The organism is Arthrobacter sulfonylureivorans, assembly GCF_022637435.1.
Classification (GTDB): Bacteria; Actinomycetota; Actinomycetes; order Actinomycetales; family Micrococcaceae; genus Crystallibacter; species Crystallibacter sulfonylureivorans.
Genome location: NZ_CP093326.1, coordinates 1,354,878 through 1,372,882, shown reverse-complemented (window position 1 = coordinate 1,372,882; position 18,005 = coordinate 1,354,878). Strand labels below are relative to the sequence as shown.

General features: G+C 67.9%; 13 protein-coding genes. 5 read left to right on the top strand and 8 right to left on the bottom strand.

Features of this window, described 5'->3' with window-relative positions; all coding sequences use genetic code 11:
• The first annotated feature begins 116 nt into the window (after positions 1–116).
• Positions 117–1,574 carry a macrolide 2'-phosphotransferase gene (locus MNQ99_RS19070; protein ID WP_338423119.1) on the top strand — a complete coding sequence of 486 codons (1,458 nt, stop codon included), beginning with the start codon at positions 117–119 and terminating at the stop codon, positions 1,572–1,574.
• 31 nt (positions 1,575–1,605) lie between these two features.
• Here the strand turns inward: MNQ99_RS19070 and MNQ99_RS06670 are convergent, their stop codons facing one another.
• Genes MNQ99_RS06670 through MNQ99_RS06660 form a run of 3 tightly spaced genes read right to left on the bottom strand, consistent with a single transcriptional unit; the run spans position 1,606 to position 8,593 of the window.
• Positions 1,606–4,962, bottom strand: coding sequence for an ATP-dependent helicase (locus MNQ99_RS06670; RefSeq protein WP_241914872.1), 3,357 nt, complete (start codon positions 4,960–4,962; stop codon positions 1,606–1,608).
• Positions 4,959–8,222 (bottom strand): ATP-dependent helicase, encoded by a 3,264-nt coding sequence (locus MNQ99_RS06665; protein ID WP_241914871.1) that lies wholly within the window; start codon positions 8,220–8,222, stop codon positions 4,959–4,961. Before MNQ99_RS06665 ends, MNQ99_RS06670 begins: the two co-directional genes overlap by 4 nt.
• Positions 8,219–8,593 (bottom strand): MGMT family protein, encoded by a 375-nt coding sequence (locus MNQ99_RS06660; protein WP_127511315.1) that lies wholly within the window; start codon positions 8,591–8,593, stop codon positions 8,219–8,221. The genes MNQ99_RS06665 and MNQ99_RS06660 overlap by 4 nt, the downstream gene beginning before the upstream one ends.
• A 120-nt stretch (positions 8,594–8,713) precedes the next feature.
• Here MNQ99_RS06660 and MNQ99_RS06655 point away from each other — a divergent pair, with 120 nt between their 5' ends.
• The 4 genes from MNQ99_RS06655 to MNQ99_RS06640 all read left to right on the top strand — a co-directional run bounded on the left by MNQ99_RS06655 (position 8,714) and on the right by MNQ99_RS06640 (position 12,337).
• Complete coding sequence (locus MNQ99_RS06655; RefSeq protein ID WP_241914870.1) at positions 8,714–9,412, top strand: 3'-5' exonuclease; 699 nt, start codon at positions 8,714–8,716, stop codon at positions 9,410–9,412.
• Positions 9,413–9,598: 186 nt separating this feature from the next.
• On the top strand, positions 9,599–10,591 hold the full coding sequence (locus MNQ99_RS06650) for a methionine ABC transporter ATP-binding protein (RefSeq protein ID WP_241914869.1): 993 nt from the start codon (positions 9,599–9,601) through the stop codon (positions 10,589–10,591).
• A complete protein-coding gene (locus MNQ99_RS06645) occupies positions 10,588–11,322 on the top strand; it encodes a methionine ABC transporter permease (RefSeq protein ID WP_241914868.1) in 735 nt (244 codons plus the stop codon). The genes MNQ99_RS06650 and MNQ99_RS06645 overlap by 4 nt, the downstream gene beginning before the upstream one ends.
• A gap of 175 nt (positions 11,323–11,497) precedes the next feature.
• Positions 11,498–12,337 (top strand): MetQ/NlpA family ABC transporter substrate-binding protein, encoded by an 840-nt coding sequence (locus tag MNQ99_RS06640; protein WP_241914867.1) that lies wholly within the window; start codon positions 11,498–11,500, stop codon positions 12,335–12,337.
• A 101-nt stretch (positions 12,338–12,438) separates the two neighbouring features.
• Here the strand turns inward: MNQ99_RS06640 and MNQ99_RS06635 are convergent, their stop codons facing one another.
• From MNQ99_RS06635 to hemC, 5 genes are all read right to left on the bottom strand, one after another.
• The gene (locus tag MNQ99_RS06635) at positions 12,439–13,569 is read right to left on the bottom strand and encodes an AI-2E family transporter (protein WP_241914866.1); all 1,131 of its coding nucleotides are present in this window, start codon (positions 13,567–13,569) and stop codon (positions 12,439–12,441) included.
• A gap of 162 nt (positions 13,570–13,731) precedes the next feature.
• Positions 13,732–15,066 (bottom strand): glutamate-1-semialdehyde 2,1-aminomutase, encoded by a 1,335-nt coding sequence (hemL, locus tag MNQ99_RS06630; protein WP_241914865.1) that lies wholly within the window; start codon positions 15,064–15,066, stop codon positions 13,732–13,734.
• Between the two features lie 77 nt (positions 15,067–15,143).
• Positions 15,144–16,118, bottom strand: coding sequence for a porphobilinogen synthase (gene hemB, locus MNQ99_RS06625; protein ID WP_127511308.1), 975 nt, complete (start codon positions 16,116–16,118; stop codon positions 15,144–15,146).
• Positions 16,115–17,035, bottom strand: coding sequence for a uroporphyrinogen-III synthase (locus MNQ99_RS06620; RefSeq protein ID WP_241914864.1), 921 nt, complete (start codon positions 17,033–17,035; stop codon positions 16,115–16,117). Before MNQ99_RS06620 ends, hemB begins: the two co-directional genes overlap by 4 nt.
• A gap of 2 nt (positions 17,036–17,037) precedes the next feature.
• Positions 17,038–18,003 (bottom strand): hydroxymethylbilane synthase, encoded by a 966-nt coding sequence (hemC, locus tag MNQ99_RS06615; protein WP_127511634.1) that lies wholly within the window; start codon positions 18,001–18,003, stop codon positions 17,038–17,040.
• Positions 18,004–18,005 lie beyond the last annotated feature (2 nt).

Here is an 18,005-nt window from a genome sequence, read left to right as displayed (position 1 = left end):
TGCAGCTGTGGAAGGCACGACGGCGGTGCGATCCGGTGCGGTCTGCGTCACCGTTCCGACGACTCGCCGCGGCCGTGGACAGGCTGCCGGTACCGGTTGCACGTACGGTGGACTACGTGAGAAAGACACCTCTGGAGCTGGCGGCGATAGCCAGTGCGGCCGTACCCGGGTTGACGCCCACGGGCGTTGCCGGCTTGCCAGACGATGCAGCGGATTTCCAGTCCGCCGTGCTCACCGATTCGGCCGGCAAGCGGTGGCGGGTGCGTTCGCCGAAACACCCCGAGGCCAGTATGCGGCTGGAGACGGAACTGCTGGTGCTCCGGGCTTTTTCCCCTGCCATCCGGGCAGAGCTGCCCTTCCAGGTGCCCACTGTTGCCGGAACCGTCCAGCAGTCTGAGCTGCGCACTTTCGTCTACAACCACGTGCCGGGCAGCATTTTCGCGCTGGAGGCGCTGGTCGCCTCCGCAGCCTCCGTACCGGTGTCCATCGGGCGGGCAACTGCGGGCATTCACGACCTGCCGCCGGCCATGGTCGATGCGGCCGACCTGCCCTCTTACACCGCCGACCAGTTCCGCCAGCGCAAGCTCAACGAGCTGGACCAGGCGGCCACCACAGGCAAGATCCCGCCCGCCCTGCTGCGCCGCTGGGAGCACGCCCTGGAGGACGTGGCCCTGTGGAAGTTCAACCCGTGTGTGGTGCACGGGGACCTGCACGAAGACAACCTGCTGCTCCATGACGGCAGCGTCGGCTCGGTAACCGGCTGGACGGATCTGCGCATCGGCGATCCGGCCGATGACTTTGCCTGGCTGGTGGCCGTGCACGAACAGTCGTTCGCCGACGTGGTGCTGGAGTCCTACCGGAAGTACCGCAAGGATCCGGTGGACCCGCATCTGATGCGCCGGGCAGCGCTGGCCGCCGAATTCGCCTTGGCGCAATGGCTGGTCCGGGGTTTGGCAGCGGACGATCAGACCATGGTGGACGAAGCCGTGGAAATGCTGAACGAGCTCGAATCGGACGTGGCAGAGCACGGCGGCCAGCCCATCAGTGTCACCGCTCCCCCACCGCCCGCCGTTCCGCCGACCATCGCCTCGGCCGCGTCAGTTCCCGCGGCTGCGCCGGGCGCTCCGAAGCGGGAGGCTGCGGAGGGCTCAGCCCGCGCCGCAGGCTCCGCGGCCGATGCCCCGGCTCACAAGCCGGGGAACGGTAATTCGACGGAAGCCGTCACAGATGAGGCCGAGGACACCGGTTCCGCGGATGACGTGGATTCCGCACCGGAGGACGGGGCTCCCATCAACACGGGCTCTCCGCGCGTGCATCTCTCCAGCGGTTCCGGTCACCGGAAGGTCACGCTGCTCCCGATTGAGGATCCTGAGGCCGATTCCGCTTCGTCGGCAGCCCCCAAGGACCGACCGGACAACCAAGCGCCGGCCGGCCGGCAGGACAGCCCTCCGGAGAACAGCAGTCCCGAGAACAGCGGTCCGGACCGGCCCGAACTCGCTGACGGGGAAGACGCGTCGGGAACCGGCCCTGCGTCGGTGGATACCACCGCGTTGCCGGTGATCAACCAGCAGTGACCGGCGCTGATGCGGCGACCGGGACGCGCTCCTAGGCGTAGGCCCGCAAGACCGCCGCTTCCAGTTCATCTTCACCGGCAAGATCGTGCGGCCTCACCAGCCGGTCCTGGGCAACGTAATAGAAGGCGGCCTTGACCTGGTCCAGGTTGATACCCTGCAGCCTGGCCCACGCCAGCCGGTAGACGGCCAACTGCACGGATTTGACGGCCATCTGCCGGCCCGTCGGCGCCGTGCCGGTCTTCCAGTCAATCAGATCCCAGCAGCCGTCGGCATCCCGGAAGACCGCATCGATGCGCCCGCGCACCACGACGTCGCCGACCCGGGTCTCCACGGGCACTTCGATGGCTGCCGGCACCCGGTTGGCCCATTCGGAGTCCTTGAACGTCTTGATCAGCCCGTCCAGATCGTAGGCCTCGTCAATGTAGGAGTCGGCCGCCCCCGGGTACTCCTCGAGGTCCAGCATCCCCGTGGTGCCGAAGTACTCCTCGATCCACCCGTGGAAGGCTGTTCCCTTCCTGGCTGCCATGCCGGGCTTGCGCGGCACCGGTCGACGCAGGCGCCGGGTGACTTCGTCGGGATCGTCGGCCAGGTCCACCAGCAGCGAAGCGGAGATGTGGGCCGGCAACTGCACTTCGCCGGCAGTTGGCGCGGCATTGTGCCGCTCCAACAACAGTCTGGCTTCATGCGCCCACACCGACTCCGCAGGAGGCCGGCCGTCCTGAGCCAGCGATTCGAGCACTGCCTGGGCTGCCTGTTCCATGGCCGCGCGGCGGCCGGCACGTTGGCGCTGCGGGACACCGTTGCGGTAGACCCGCGGTCCTTCCAGGGGATCAAAGGGCCACAGCGCCGATTCCACTTCCGCGCGGAACGGATTCTCCGGGCCAAGATCCTCGTCCTGCACCCACTGCGCCACCTGCACCGCCTCTGGTTCACTCTGCGACAACTCGTGCAGTTCGGCCAAGAACACAGAGGCCGCCGTTGGCTTTACCTTGCTGCCGGTCCAGCCGGCGGAACTGCAGACCAGCAGGTGCTTGGCCCGGGTATAGGCGACGTAGGCCAGCCGGCGCTCTTCGTCTTCACCGTGGGCTTGGACTTCCCCTTTATAGTCCGCTTCCGCGTTCAGCCATGACAACTGATCCGGCTGGTCGGTGTCCCATTGGGGCAGATCCGAGCGGTCTCCGCGCAACGGCCAGGGCAGCGCCGCGTGGCCGCTGCTCCACCGGCTGTCCGACGACGAGGGGAAAGCTCCGTCGTTGAGCCCCGGCACGAAGACCGCATCCCACTCCAGCCCCTTGGACGCGTGGACGGTGAGCAGCTGCACGGCATCGTGACGAACGTCCACCTGGGCCATGTCCAGGCCGCCTTCCTCGGCGGCAGCGGCTTCCAGCCACGCGAGGAAGGCCAGCAGATCAACGCGTTGCGATGTCTGCATGAACGCGGCCGCAGCGTCGTGGAAGGCATCAAGATTGCGCCGCGCTTGGTGGATGCTCTGTCCGGGTTTGGAGGCGACCTCGATATCCAACTTCATGGTGCGTTCGACTTCACCCAACAGCAGGGTCAGGTCATCGCCGATGAAGCTGCGCAGATACCGGACCTCATCCGCCAGGCGTGCCAGCCGCTCAAGCGCTACCGGCGTCAACGAGCGTCCATAGCGTGAGGTCCAGCCCGGCCTGGGCAGCCGGTCGAGCGCCTCAATCAGGGACGCTGCCTCGGCCAGATCGTGTTTTACGACGGTTTCCGCGGTCGCCTCGTCCCGGTCCAGATCGGGGGCCTCGCCGGCCCGGACGGCGCTGAGGCGCTTGCGCTCCAGGAAGCGCGACCAGTCGGCCAAGGCCATCAGGTCCGCAGGTCCAATCCGCCAGCGGGCACCCGCCAGCAACCGCATCAGTGCATCGGAGCGTCCCGGATCCGCCAGGACCCGCAGCATTGCCACGAGGTCCACAATGTCAGGCTGGGCCAGCAGCCCGGCCAGCCCTACGATTTCGTAGGGAATGCCCCGTTCGTCCAGTACTTTGGCGATGCCGGGGATCTGGGCCCGCCGCCGGCACAAGACCGCGGCGCTGACCTGCTCCGCCTTGCCCGTCTCCGGATCGCGGGCAAAGACCGTCATCCTCGCCCGTTCGATGGCGTCGGCAAGGGCGTTGGTTTCTTCCGCCTCGGTCGCGTACCGTCCCAGTGCCACCATTCCGTCGGTGGCTCCGGGCCGGGGGCGCAGTGGCGGAACACTGATCCTGCCGGGGCGCGGCCGATTCGGGTCTTCCCTGTTCAGCGGTGCGGAGATCCGGTTGGCCATCCGCAGGATGTTTTCACTGTTGCGCCAAGCCACCGTGAGGAAGCCCGCCGGAGCGGGGGCCCGGTGCCCGTCCTCGTCCACCAGCGGGAATTGCTCTTGGAAGGCGAAAAGCTGGCCGGCCGAAGCCCCGCGGAAGCCGTAGATGGACTGGTTGGGGTCGCCCACCGCGGTCACGGCGTGCCCGTCGCCGAACAGTTCGGAGAACAACACCATCTGGGCGTGGGAGGTGTCTTGGAATTCGTCGAGCAACACCACCTTGTAGCGACTGCGTTCGAGTTGGCGGGCCTGCGGCACTTCGCGGGCGATACGCGCCGCCAGCGAGACGAGATCACCGTAGTCCAGCACCCCGCGTTCCCGCTTGGCCCGGTTGTACGCGGCGGCGAGGCCCGCCACCGTAATCCGCGTGCGCAGCCGATCCAGCAGTTTCCGGACGTCCTGCTTGGCCGGTTTGGTGCTGCCGTCGATATAGGGAAGGGCGGCGACGCGCTCCACCTCCGACTCCAGGTAGTCGGCCGCCTCCTCAGGGGTCACCAAATGCTCCGAGCATTCTGATGCGAACTGCATGACAGAGCCGACCAGTGTGGACTTGGCGGCCATCAAATGCTCGATGGGGCCGTCATAGGCTTCCACACATTGGCTGGCCAACTGCCAGGACTGCGCTGTGCCCAGCAGCACAACGTCGCGTTCGATGCCCAGGCGCAGCCCGTAGTCGCTGACCAGGCCATTGGCGTAGGAGTGGTAGGTGGAGACCTTGGGCTCCACGAATCCGGCGGCATTGTCCGCCTCCTGCGGCAGCAGTCCCTTGCGGTCCAGCCTGGCGAGCTGCGCACGGATCCGGGCGGCGAGTTCCCCGGCGGCTTTGCGAGTGAAAGTGACGCCGAGGATCTCGTCCGGCCGCACGAGACCGTTGGCCACCAGCCAGACGACGCGGTCCGCCATGGTCGCTGTCTTGCCGGATCCGGCGCCGGCGATGACCAGCAGGGGCTGCATCGCGGAACTGATGATGGCGGATTGTTCCTCGGTGGGCAGATGCTGGCCCAGCGAACCGGCGAGTTCTTCGGGGGTGTAAGTGGTGGTGACCGATCCGATGCTCATTCGGTGACCTGCCTTCCTTCTGCGCACAGGGGACAAATTTCCGGGGCCCGGCAGCCGTGGCCGCCGTTCCGGGACCGCTGCGGATCGTGCCGGGCTTCGAACTGCGAGGCAGACATCAGTGCCGCCGCCTCATGGATCATCGGCGTCGCCCAGTCATCGCCGTCGGCCAGGCTTTCCTGCTCCTGGACCTTGACCGACTTCAAGTCCTGTCCGAGTTGGACCAGGGATGCGCCGCCGGCGACCGGCTGGTGCCCGGAAATCCCTCCGGCCAACACCGCCGCTTGGTAGCTTCCGAGCTGCGGGTGCCGCTCCAGCTCCGCTTTTGTCGGCGCAGAGCGTCCCGTTTTCAGGTCCACAATGTGCAGCCGTCCGTCGGCGTCCAGCTCCAACCGGTCCACTTGTCCGCGGAGCCTGGCCACCCGCTCGGGCCCTTGCAAATCCACTGAGAAGTCCTGCTCCACGCCAGCCAGGCTCCGTCCTTCCAAACGCATCTGGACTACGTACTGGGCCAGTCTCCGGACCATGCCTTCCGCCCGGTTGAAGTCCAACCGGCCTTCCCAGTTCTCCTTCATGCCCAACTGCGGCCAGCGGCGGACAAGTTCCGCCACGTATTCGTTCCCGGTGCCCTCGGGAAGGTCCTGCGCAATACCGTGGACCAGCGTGCCCAGGCTGCGGGCAAAATCGGTGGCGGCTTCGCCCCCGGCGGCCTGGATGAACCAGTCCAGCGGCGACTTCTGGACAGCCTCCACCTTCGACGGGGATACCGGGACCGGTTCCCCTTCCGGCACAACCGGTGCCGTGCTGCTCAGGGGCAGCAGTCCCCACCAGTCGCGGGGATGCGCCCCCGGCACCGGCACCGGACTGGCCGCCAGCATGGCCAGCACCGCCGCAGCGTCAGCAGCTTGTTCCGGACGGTCAGTTGCTTGCTGGGCGGCCTGCCGGAGTTCCGCGGCCAACGCCCGCACGGTCCGCGGCCGAAGTACTTCTGTGGCCGGCCGGGGAGTTTCCGGGTCCAGCCACGGATCAACCAGGTCCAGGAACTGGGACGGCTGTGCATCTTCCGATTGCACGGCCGTGCAGATCAACCGGCGTTCAGCGCGGGAGATTGCGGTGGAGAAGCTGCGCAACTCGTCATACCTGATTTCGCGCAGCCGGGCCACCGCGTCGATCCGCCGTGCCTCCTCGGCACCGTACTCCAGGACGTCGACGAACTGGGTGCTGCCCAACAGTTCTCCGCGCAGCCGGGTGTTCGGCCACACTCCCTCCTGGACCCCCGCCACGATGACCAGCGGCCATCCCCGGCCAGCCGCCGAGGCCGGAGTGAGCAGTTCAACCGCTTCGCGCAACTGGGCCCGCGGCGCCAGGTTGTCCATCGGCAGTTCCTGATTCAGCAAGTACTCCAGGAACTGTCTCGGGCTGGAGCCGGGAAGCTGGTCGACATACCGTTCGGCCGTCTGGAACAACGCCATCATGGCGTCGAGATCACGGTCGGCCCGCACACCGGCTGGCCCGCCTTGCAATGCCTGCGCGGCCCAGCGGTCCGCGAGCCCGGCTGCGGACCACAGGGCCCACAGCACGGTCTCGGCGTTGGCTCCCGGCGCTGCCGCTGCCTCCCGGCCGGCTTGGAGCATCCGCGCGACCCTCCGGGCGGCACCGCCTTCCCTCCCCAACGTGCCCAGGAACGCAGCGTCGCCCAGCGCCTCCACAAGCAAGGCATCGCTGGACCGGCCCCCGCCGCCCAACAGCTCTTCGCGCCGCAGAGCTTGGCGCAGGCGGCGCAGGTCGATCGCAGTAGCGCCCCCGATCCTGGAGGTCAGCAGGGAAACGGCGGCGTCGGCGTTGAGCAAGTCCGGATCGAGCGCCATGGCCAACGCATCCAGCAACGGCCGGACGGCCGCTTCGTCGCGCACTGCGGTTTCAGCCACCGGAACCTTGACCGCGATGTCCTGGCCGGTGAGGTAGCGCGCGAGGGCGGAGAGCTGGCCGCCGGTCCGGACGATCACGGCCATCTCACTGAGCCGGTAGCCCTCGAACAACCGGGCTTCCAGGATCCGCTGGGCGACATAGCGGTGCTCGTGGACGGGCGAAGCCACCACGTGAGCACTGGCGAAAGGCGCATCATCATCCCCTACCGCGCCATCCCGGCCGGGTTCGGTGTCGGCTCCGGTTTGTGACCGCGGAGCAGGATGGACGAGGTCGCGGGCGCGGTGGGCGCCGGCAACCTGGGAGATCCTGGCCGCGGTGGATTGCCACGAGGCGGCGATTGCGGGCGCCATCCGGTGCGAGGTGGTCAGCACCAGGGTCTGCAGTGGTTTGTCCCGGGTGCCGAGGAGTCCCGGAAGTTTGCCGATCACATCCGGCCGGGCGCCGCGGAACCCCTGGACGACCGTGTCCGGCGAGGCCGCCAGCACGGCGTCCTGTCCCTCGACGAGCAAGGCAAGCAGCTCGAAGACGGCAGGATTGGCTTCCTGCAGGTCATCCGCCAAGATCAGCTGCAGGCGGCTGCGCTCCCGGTCAAGGAGTCCGGGATGCTCCAGCAACAGTTGTCGCGCCGATGTAATGATGCCGGCTGGGTCGAAGGCCTCAGGCATCCGGAGGTCGATCAAGTCCCGGTATTCACGGTAGAGCTGTGCCGCCGCAGTCCAGTCCGGGCGGCCGCACTCGGCGCCCAGGAGCTCCAGCTGTGCTGCGGTGCTGCCGTACTCGGTCAAACGGTCGAAAAGCTGGCGGATCTCCTGCCGGAAACCTCGGGTCGGCAGCGCCTGCTGCAGGTCTTCCGGCCAGCGCGCACCCTGGCCGTAGCCCGCACGATGACCGGCCAGCAGTTCGGCGATGATCTGGTCCTGTTCCGGCCCGGACAGCAGCCGGGGCGCCCGTTCCACCAGCGGCAGCAGACCTTCCACGCGGGCCCGGCGGATCAAGTCGAAGGCGTAGGCGGACCACGTCCTGGCCGGCGTCGTGCCCAGGCTTCGGTCGAGCCGCGCCGTCAAGGCATCCCGTAGCCGCGCGGCTGCCAGCCGGTTGGGGGCCATGAAGAGCAAGCCCGCCGGATCCAGCCCGGTTTCCTCCACACGGCGGACCGCATGCTCCACCAAAGCGGTCGTCTTCCCGGTACCCGGACCGCCGAGCACCAGCACCGGACCACAGCCGGCGGGCAGGGCGATGACTGTTTCCTGGTCCCGGCTCGGCAGCGGGGCGCCTGCGGACGTGGCTTCGGGCCGGACCAGCTTCAGCCCCACCGGTGCCTTCGTCTCCATCATGCGCCCATCCCATCAGTCGCCTCGGACACTTTGTGCCGCAACCGCTCGATCGCCGTGAATTCTTTGTCTTGGGGCATCCATCGGGCCTGGGCCATGCGCACCTTCGCCGGCCCGGTAGCCGGCGCTGCCAGCGGTGTCCCCTCCCGGCGGTAGTGCACCACCGCCCGCGCCATCAGCTCATCAGGCAGTGAACCATCGGCGCGAATGATGCGCCACCACGGAGCCGCGTCCCCGTGCAGCGACATAATCCTGCCGACCAACCGGGGCCCGCCCACCTCGAGCAGCTCGGCAACGTCCCCATAGGACAGCACGCGGCCGGGCGGCACGATCGCTGCGAGGTCAAGGACCGCTTCTACCACCGCTTGCCGCATTACACCATTGTAATTTGACCTACCGGTGCCGCCCTACACAAGGCACCGGAAGGCCCCGGAGTTTCGCGCGCGCCGCTGTGCCTCCCCGATTTCGTCCGACCCGGCGGCTACGGTACCGGCATGAACAGCTGGCATGAACGTCCCCGGGCCGCCTTCGATCTGGAAACCACGGGCCGTGATCCGCATACTGCCCGGATCGTCACGGCTTCCCTGGTCTCGGTCGACGAAGGGGGCGATCCCGTGCAGGAGCGCGAGTGGTTGGTAGACCCCGGCGTCGAAATTCCGGCCGAAGCGGCCGCGATCCATGGGGTCAGCACGGAGCGCGCACGCGCCGAAGGCCTCGACGCGGCCACCGCCACCGCAGGGATTGCCGAGGCGTTGGCTGGCCTGTTTGACGCAGGCATTCCCGTCATGGCCTTCAACGCCGCCTACGACTTCACCGTACTGGCGAACGAATGTGCGCGCTACGGCCTCCAAACCCCGACGGCAACTCCGGTGATTGATCCGTTCATCCTGGACAAGCAGATGGACCGCTACCGGCGCGGGAAGCGCACTCTGGTGGCGCTGTGCGAACTCTACGGCGTGCGCCTGGAGGCTGCGCACACGTCGGCGGCCGACGCGCTGGCAACCATCGGAGTCGCTGATGCCCTCGCCCGCCGCTACCCGGGACTGTGCATCGACGCCGCCGAACTGCATGCACGGCAAATCGGCTGGTGCGCACAACAGGCAGCCAGCTTTCAGGAGTGGTTGCGGCGCACGAATCCGGAAGCGGTTGTGGACGGCGTCTGGCCCGTTCGCCTGATGCCCGCGGCCGTTTGACGCTCCTCCGCGGCCCCTGGATTCCGTTGCACGCCGCGAGCGCCTGAGTGTCAACTTCGGGTCGTAATATGACGCAACCTCTTGTCGAATTCCGGCGCACAGGCCCGGCTGTCATAATTAAGACTTGGCGGCGGCGCGTGCTATGGCGGCTGCCAATGCTTCCTGAGTTCAACTCCCCGAGGTTTCATGATCACCGTTACCGACCTGCGCAAGGTCTACCGCCAGGGCAACCGCGAAGTGGTAGCCCTCGACGGCGTCAGCCTGTCCGTTCCCAAGGGGTCCATCCACGGCATCGTCGGCCATTCCGGCGCGGGCAAGTCCACCTTGGTGCGGTGCCTGACCCTGCTGGACAGCCCGACGTCGGGCTCGGTATCAATCAACGGCGCGGAACTCAGCGCATCCCGGGACGCCGATCTCAGGACGGCCCGGCGCCGCATCGGGATGATCTTCCAACATGCAAACCTGATGGATTCGCGCACCGCTGCCGACAACGTGGCGCATCCCCTGGAGATCGTCAAGACGCCCAGGGCGGCGATCCGCTCGAAGGTTGCCGAGTTGCTCAAGCTGGTCGGACTGGAGGGGTTTGAGAACGCCTACCCGTCCCAGCTTTCCGGCGGCCAGCGCCAGCGCGTCGGCATCGCCCGCGCCCTCGCCTCTGATCCCGACGTCCTGCTCTGTGATGAGCCCACGTCGGCGCTGGACCCGAAGACCACCGATGAAATCCTGACATTGATCCAGGACCTCACACAGCGGCTCCAGTTGACCGTGCTGGTGATCACGCACGAGATGCAGGTCATCAAGCGCATCTGCGACTCGGTCTCGCTGCTGGAGGCGGGCCGGATCGTCGAACATGGCCCGCTGCGCACCGTGGCGGCCGATCTCGGCGGCCGACTGTCGAGCACGCTGTTACCACTGCCGCCGGCCGAAACGAACGGCAGCGGCACCGTGCTGGAAATCCTGTATTCAGGCGACAGCGCTTCGGAACCGGTGCTCACCGGGGCCGCACGCACGTTCGGATTGGACCTGAACGTCCTGGCCGGCAGCGTGGAGTCGTTGGCCGGCACGCAGTTCGGCCATCTCCGCATCCAGTTGCCGGCCGGGGCGGACACCGCTTCCCTCGCCCGGCACTTGACCGGCCAGGGCGTCGCCGTTCGCGTCGTCCAGGAAGAGACCTCATGAACTTCATCAACGAACTGATGACCAACCCGGCCATCACCAAGGCCCTGCCCAAAGCCCTTGGCGAAACCTTGCTCATGGTGGGTGTCTCGGGTTTCTTTGTCCTGCTGATCGGGCTGCCGCTGGGCATCTTCCTCTACACCAGCGCACCCGGAGGCCTGCGGCCCATGCGGGTGACTAACCGGATCGTGTCCGACGTCATCGTGAACATCACCAGGTCCATTCCGTTCGCCATCCTGATGATCGCGCTGATCCCGGTGGCACGGGCGATCACCGGCACGTCGATCGGCGCCTTGGCGGCCTGTGTCTCGCTCACCATCGGCACCGTGCCGTTCTTCGCACGGTTGGTGGAAACCGCGCTGCGGGATGTCAGCTCCGGCAAGATCGATGCCGCGATGGTCATGGGCTCCACCCGGCTGCAGATTGTGGCCAAGGTCCTGGTTCCCGAAGCATTGCCCGGGCTGGTCGCCGCCTTCACGACCACGGTGGTCACCTTGGTGGGCTACTCCGCCATGGCGGGCCTCACCGGCGGCGGCGGGCTGGGCCAACTCGCTTACAACTACGGCTTCCAGCGTTTCGACACCACGGTCATGATTGTCACGATCGTCATCATGGTGGTCCTCGTCCAGCTGATCCAGTGGACCGGAGATGCCATGGCCCGCCGGGTGGACCACCGCAGCGCTGCCCAAGCGGGCACGAAGAAACGCCGGCACGAACCCGCCACCGCCGTCTGAACGGTCTCTCTGCCACTTCAGGGACATCGTCAGTTCAGGGACATTGCCGTCCCGCTCCCCAAGCTCCCGCCGGCCGTGAGGCCGCGGAGGAATGCAGCCAGTAGCCGCTAGCTGCACCATATCCGGGATGAGCCGCCTTCGGCCTGCCCCGGTTAGTTGAAAGGAACGCACGCAGATGCGTAAAGCACTAACCCTCATTGGTACCGGCCTGGCCGCGGCCTTGGCGCTGACGGCTTGCGGTGGCTCTGATTCCACCCCCAGCGCCGATGCCACGCTGGACCCGGCCAATCCCACGACGATCACGGTGGGTGCCACTCCGGTCCCCCAGGGCCGGATCCTGGAGTTCGTGGACGAGAACTTGGCCAAGGACGCCGGCATCGACCTGGACATCAAGGAATTCACCGATTACCAGACCCCGAACATCGCCCTGAGCGATGGTTCGCTGGATGCCAACTACTTCCAGCATCTGGCATTCTTTGACCAGCAGGTCGCTGACAAGGGCTACGATTTCGAACACGGCGAAGGCATCCACATTGAGCCCTACGCCGGGTTCTCGTCCAAGCATCAGAGTGTCGACGACATCCCGGAGGGCGCGACCGTTGCGGTCACCAATGATCCGGGCAACCAGCCGCGCGCGCTGAAGATGCTCGAAGCCGAGGGCCTTCTGGCCGGCATCGAGGACGATTCGGCGGCACTGACGCTGACCGACGAGCAGAACCCCAAGGGCCTGAAGTTCGAGGAGAACCAGCCCGAAATCCTGGTCCAGTTGATCGACGATCCGAAGGTCGACCTGGCCATCATCAACGGCAACTTCATCCTGGACGCCGGCCTGAACACGGATGACGCGGTGATCGTGGAATCCGCCGAGAACAACCCGTATGCCAACTTCCTGGCTTGGAAGGCCGGCGACGATAACCCGGCCATCGCCAAGCTCGAAGAACTGCTGCACAGCCCGGATGTGAAGAAGTTCATCGAGGAGACCTGGCCCAACGGCGACGTTTTCCCCGCCTTCTAACCCAGTCCCTGGCCGCTGACCTCAGCGGCTGCCGCGGACAACGATAGGTCCCCGGAAGCTTCGGCTTCCGGGGACCTATCTCACTTGGTGATCGTCTCTGGTCAGCGGTGCTGCCGGACCGGCACGGGTTGCTCACCGGAGGCCCGCCCAGAGAGCACCTGGATGACCACCCAGGACACCGCCGTCACCGGAACGGCCAAGACGGCGCCAATGATGCCGCCCAGGATGGTCCCTGCGGTCAACGCCAGCAGGATCACCAGCGAGTGCAGGCTCACGGATCGGCCCATCACCACCGGCTGCAGGAAGTTGCCTTCCAACTGCTGCACCACAATCACGACGGCGACCACCACCAGCGCTGCCACCGGCCCATTGGCCACCAGCGCCACGAGGGTGGCCAAGATGCCGGCAACGGTGGCGCCGACGATCGGAATGAATCCGCCGATGAAGATCAACACGGATAGCGGCAGCGCCAGCGGCACCTGCAGGATGAACAGGGCCAGGCCGATGAAGAAAGCGTCGACGGCGGCGACGGTCGCGGTCCCCCGCACGTAGCTGCCCAGCACGTCCACGGCACGCGACCCGGCCTCTTCCAGCTTGGGCCGCCGGGCCGCCGGGAACCAGCTGAGCAGGAAGCCCCAGATCCGCGGACCGTCCTTGAGGAAGAAGAACAGGATGACGGCCATCAGGACAGCCCCGGTGATGATTTCCGCCGCCGTCGACAACCCGCTCAGGGCACTGCGCCCAGCGGCGGCGCTGGTCAGGAAATCCACCACTGAGGCCAGCGCTTCGTCGATCTGCTGTTGGCTCACCGGCAGCGGGAAGTTGGCTATGAACTCCTGCAGCTGCAGCCAGCCTTCGTTGGCGGAGCGGACCAGTTCATCCGATTCGCTGCGGACGGCAAAGACGATGCCGGTGACCACGCCGCCGAGCACCGCGAGGATTCCGAGGAAAGCCGTGGCCGTCGCCAGCGCCGCGGACCAGCCCCAGCTCCGCAGCAGTCCCACCACAGGGCTCACCGCCGCGGCCAGGATCAGCGCAATCAGGAAGGGGATGAGGAGCAGCCGAACCTGCAGCAGCCCGTAGATCACCACAACGGCCAGCGCCAGCGCCAGCAGCAGCTGCGCCGAACGGGTGGCCGTACGGCCCAAACCGTCCGACCACATGGACCGCGGCGGCACGTGGACGGCGACCTCCGGCGCCGGGCGAGCGCCGCCGTCGTGCTTTTCCTGCATTTGCCTGCGCCTGGACAACAGGCCCATCTGCACTCCCCTGGTTTGACGTTTTGGCAGGCCGCCCCGCGGGGCCGGCCTCAGGACCAGTCTGCCATGCCCCTGGCCGGCCCGGGCACGCCGGAGGCTGCCCCGCAGCGCCCGGCGCCGGGCGCCGTCAGTGGGTCAGGCTATGGGTGTGGCCGCCGCGGCGGCGCGCGCGGCCGCCGGGAGGGCCGCAAAGATCTTGTCCATCGCCGCGTCGTCATGCGCGGCGGAAAGGAACCAGGCCTCGAAGACCGACGGCGGCAGGTAGACGCCGGCGTCGAGCATCGCGTGGAAGAACGGCGCGTAGCGGAAGGCCTCCTGGGCCTGGGCATCGGCGTAGTTGCGCACGCCGTTGGCCGAGGTGCCGAAGGCCACGCTGAACAGGTTTCCCGCGGTCTGGATGCTGTGGTCCACGCCGGCCTCGGACAAAGCGGCGGAGAGCGCGTCCTGCAGTTCGCGCGAGCGGGAGTCGATGGCTGTGTAGACGTCAGGCGTTGCGGCAGTCAGCGTCGCGACGCCGGCCGCCATGGCAATCGGGTTGCCGGAGAGGGTGCCGGCTTGGTAGACCGGGCCCACCGGCGCAAGGTAGTCCATGACGTCCGCCCGGCCGCCCAAGGCAGCCACGGGCATGCCGCCGCCGATGACCTTGCCGAAGGTCAGCAGGTCGGGCACGAACGGATCGGCTGCACCGACGGCTCCCCCGGTCAGCCCCCAGTAGCCGGCATAGCCGGTACGGAAACCGGTGAGCACTTCGTCCAGGATCAGCAGCGCACCGTGTTCACGGGTGATCCGGGACAAGGCCGCGTTGAAGCCGTCGGCGGGGGTAACCACGCCCATGTTGGCAGGTGCCGCCTCGGTGATGACCGCAGCGATCTGGCTGCCGCGGGCGGCGAAGACCTCTTCCACGGCGGTGATGTCGTTGTACGGCAGCACCAGCGTCTCGGCGGCGGTCGCCTCGGTGACGCCAGCCGAACCGGGCAGCGCCAGCGTGGCGACGCCGGAACCTGCGGCGGCCAGAAGCCCGTCCAAATGGCCGTGGTAGCAGCCGGCGAATTTCACGATCAGGTTCCGCCCGGTGTAGCCGCGGGCAAGGCGGACCGCGGTCATGGTCGCTTCCGTACCGGTAGAGACCATCCGCAGGCGCTCGACGGCGGAGACCCGGCCGACGACCAGGGCGGCCAACTCGGACTCGGCCGGCGTGGAGGCGCCGAAGGACAGGCCGCGGTCCACCGCGGAGTGCACAGCCTCAAGCACGGCCGGGTGGGCGTGGCCCAGCAGGGCCGGTCCCCACGAGCAGACCAGGTCCACGTACTCGCGGCCATCGGCGTCGGTGAGGTAGGCGCCCTTGCCGCTGACCATCATGCGCGGGGTTCCGCCGACTGAGCCGAAGGCCCGCACCGGCGAGTTCACGCCGCCGGGCATCAGTTGGCGGGCGCGCTCGAAGAGTTCCTCGGAGCGGGAGGCATCAGTCATGGTCTTGGTTCCTTTCGGCACAGCTTGAGTCCGCTGCGGGCACGGTAGTTCCCGCAGGCGGCGGGGAGTTCAGGTGGCTACTTCAGCCAGCGGGCCAGTTCCGGGGCCCAATAGGTCAGCACCATGTCGGCACCGGCACGGCGGATGCCGAGGACCGACTCCAGGATGGCGGCCTTGCGGTCGATCCAGCCATTGGCCGCGGCCGCCTCGATCATCGCGTACTCACCGGAGATCTGGTAGGCGGCCACCGGTACCGGGGACATCTGCGCCACGTCGGAGAGGACGTCCAGGTAGCTCATGGCCGGTTTGACCATGATCATGTCGGCGCCTTCGGCCAGGTCCAGTTCCACTTCCCGGATGGCCTCGCGCCGGTTGGCGGCATCCATCTGGTAGGTGCGCCGGTCTCCGGTGAGCTGCGAATCCACCGCCTCGCGGAACGGCCCGTAGAAGGCGGAGGCATATTTGGCGGCGTAGGCCAGGATGGAGGCGTCCTGGTATCCGGCCTCGTCCAATGCCTGGCGGATCACTGCCACCTGGCCGTCCATCATGCCGGAAGGACCCAGCACGTCGGCTCCCGCCGCCGCCTGGACCACTGCCATCTCAGCGTAGATCGGCAGTGTGGCGTCGTTGTCCACCGTGCCGTCGGGAGCCAGCACGCCGCAGTGCCCGTGGTCGGTGAACTCGTCCAGGCAAACGTCGCCCATCACCACCAGGTCGTGGCCGACCTCGGCCTTCACGTCGGCAATCGCGCGGTTCAGCACGCCGTTGGGGTCCACCCCTGCGCTGCCGGTGGCGTCGCGTACCGCGGGAACACCGAAGAGCATGATCCCGCCCAGCCCCAGTTCCACGGCTTCGGAGGCCGCCCGCTTGAGCGAATCCGTGGTGTGCTGGACCACGCCCGGCATGGACTGCAGCGGCACCGGCTCACTGATGCCTTCGCGGATGAACGCCGGCAGGATCAACTGGTTCGGGTGGGTCCGGACCTCCGCGGTCATCCGGCGGATCGCTTCGGTGGCCCGCAGTCGACGGGGCCGGTGGTAGGGGAAGCTCATGGCGTTCCTTCCGTTTCGGTGGGCTGGCGCTCGAGGGTTTGTGCGAGCGCGTCGGCGATGCCCGACGGCGTCGGTTCGGCAGCCGTGGCCGCGACCTCCAGCCCCAGTTCGGCGGCCTGCCGTGCCGAACTGTTGCCGATGGCGATCAGCGCGAGTCCGGCCGGCCAGGGGTCTAGAAGACCGGCCAACCGCCGGGTCACGCTGGGCGAGGTCAGGATGACGGCGTCGATGCCGCCGTCAAGCGCGCGGCTGCGGAAATCGGCGGCCGTGATGACTTCCAGGCCGTCGGCGCGTTCACGGGAGGCAATCTCCAGTGCGGCCGTCAGCCGGAGCTCCGGCCGGGCGGGATAGTCCACGGTCCGGTAGGCAGTCACGGGCAGCACCTGCCACCCTTTGGCCATCAGGCCTTCGAAAACCGTGGGGGCGGCGATGTCCGCCTGCGGCAGCAACACCATCATCCGCTCCGTCGAACGGCTCGCGCCTTCGGGCGGAAGCGGCCAGGCTTCCACCAGACCGACGGCGTCCATGCTGCCGGGCGGCACCAAGTCCACCGAGAGTCCTTCCGCCTCCAGCGCCTTGGCGCTGGGCGTGCCGACGGCGGCAACCTTGGTGTCGCCGACCAGGGCGGCCAGGCTGGTTCCGCGGTCCAGGGCGCAGGCCTTGAGCGCCCGCACCGTGGTGATGCTGGTGATCACCAGCCAGTCCACCCTGTGCCGGGCCAGCAGGGTGAGGGCTTCGTCCAGTTCGGCAGGCTTGTCCGTCCGCTCGAAATCGATCAGGGGCATGACGCTGGACGACGCGCCGCGCCGGAGCAGTTCTGCTGCCATCCCGGCCGCACGATCCGGGGTGCGCGGCAGCACCACCCGCAGCCCCTGGAGCTGGTTCTCCGGCGTCCCGCGCTGCCGCAGCAACGCCATGGTCAGTGGCCAGCCTGGCTCATCAAGTCGCCGGCGCCCTGCGCGAGCAGCTCTTCAGCGAGTCGGGCGCCCAACGCCACAGCCTCTTCGGCTCCGGCGGCCTGCACCTGCTGCTCTCCGTGCAACAGCCGGCTGCCGTCGGGGCTGCAGACCACTGCCCGCAGCACCAGGGTGCCGGCCTCCACCCGCGCCAACGCCCCCACCGGTGCGCTGCAGCCTGCTTCCAACCGTGCCAGCAGCGAGCGTTCGGCGGTCACGGCCAAGCGGCTTTCCGCGTCGTCGTAGTCGGCCAGCGCGCCGGCCAATGCCGTGCCGGCCGCCGCGTCGGCCACCCGGCATTCAACAGCGAGTGCACCCTGGCCCGGAGCGGGCAGCATGACCGACGGATCCAGCAGTTCCGTTACATGCTGGGTGCGGCCCAGCCGGGCCAGGCCGGCGGCGGCGAGCACGACGGCGTCAAGATCGGCGTGCTTTCCTTCGACCATCGCTTCACCGGTCAGCCCCTTGACCCGTCCCAGCCGGGTGTCCACGTTGCCGCGGATGTCCACCACGTCCAGATCGGGGCGGGCAGCGCGCAACTGGGCTGCCCGGCGCGGCGAGCCCGTGCCCACCCTGGCACCGGCCGGCAGTTCGGCAAGGGTCAGGCCGTCACGGGCGCACAACGCGTCCCGGACGTCCACCCGCACCGGAATGGCGGCGATCTGCAGACCCTCCGCCACGCCCGTGGGCAGGTCCTTGAGCGAATGCACGGCCACGTCGCAGCGGTCGTCCAACAGGGCCTCGCGCAGGGCAGCGGTAAACACACCGGTGCCGCCGATTTGGGCCAGCGGTCCCTTGAGCACGTCGCCCTCGGTCTTGATTCGGACCAGTTCGTACTCCAGCGCTCCCCCGGCGGCCAGGGCCTCGGCCACGGTGGTGGTCTGGGTGACGGCCAGCGCGCTGGCTCGGGTGCCCACGCGGATGGTCACGG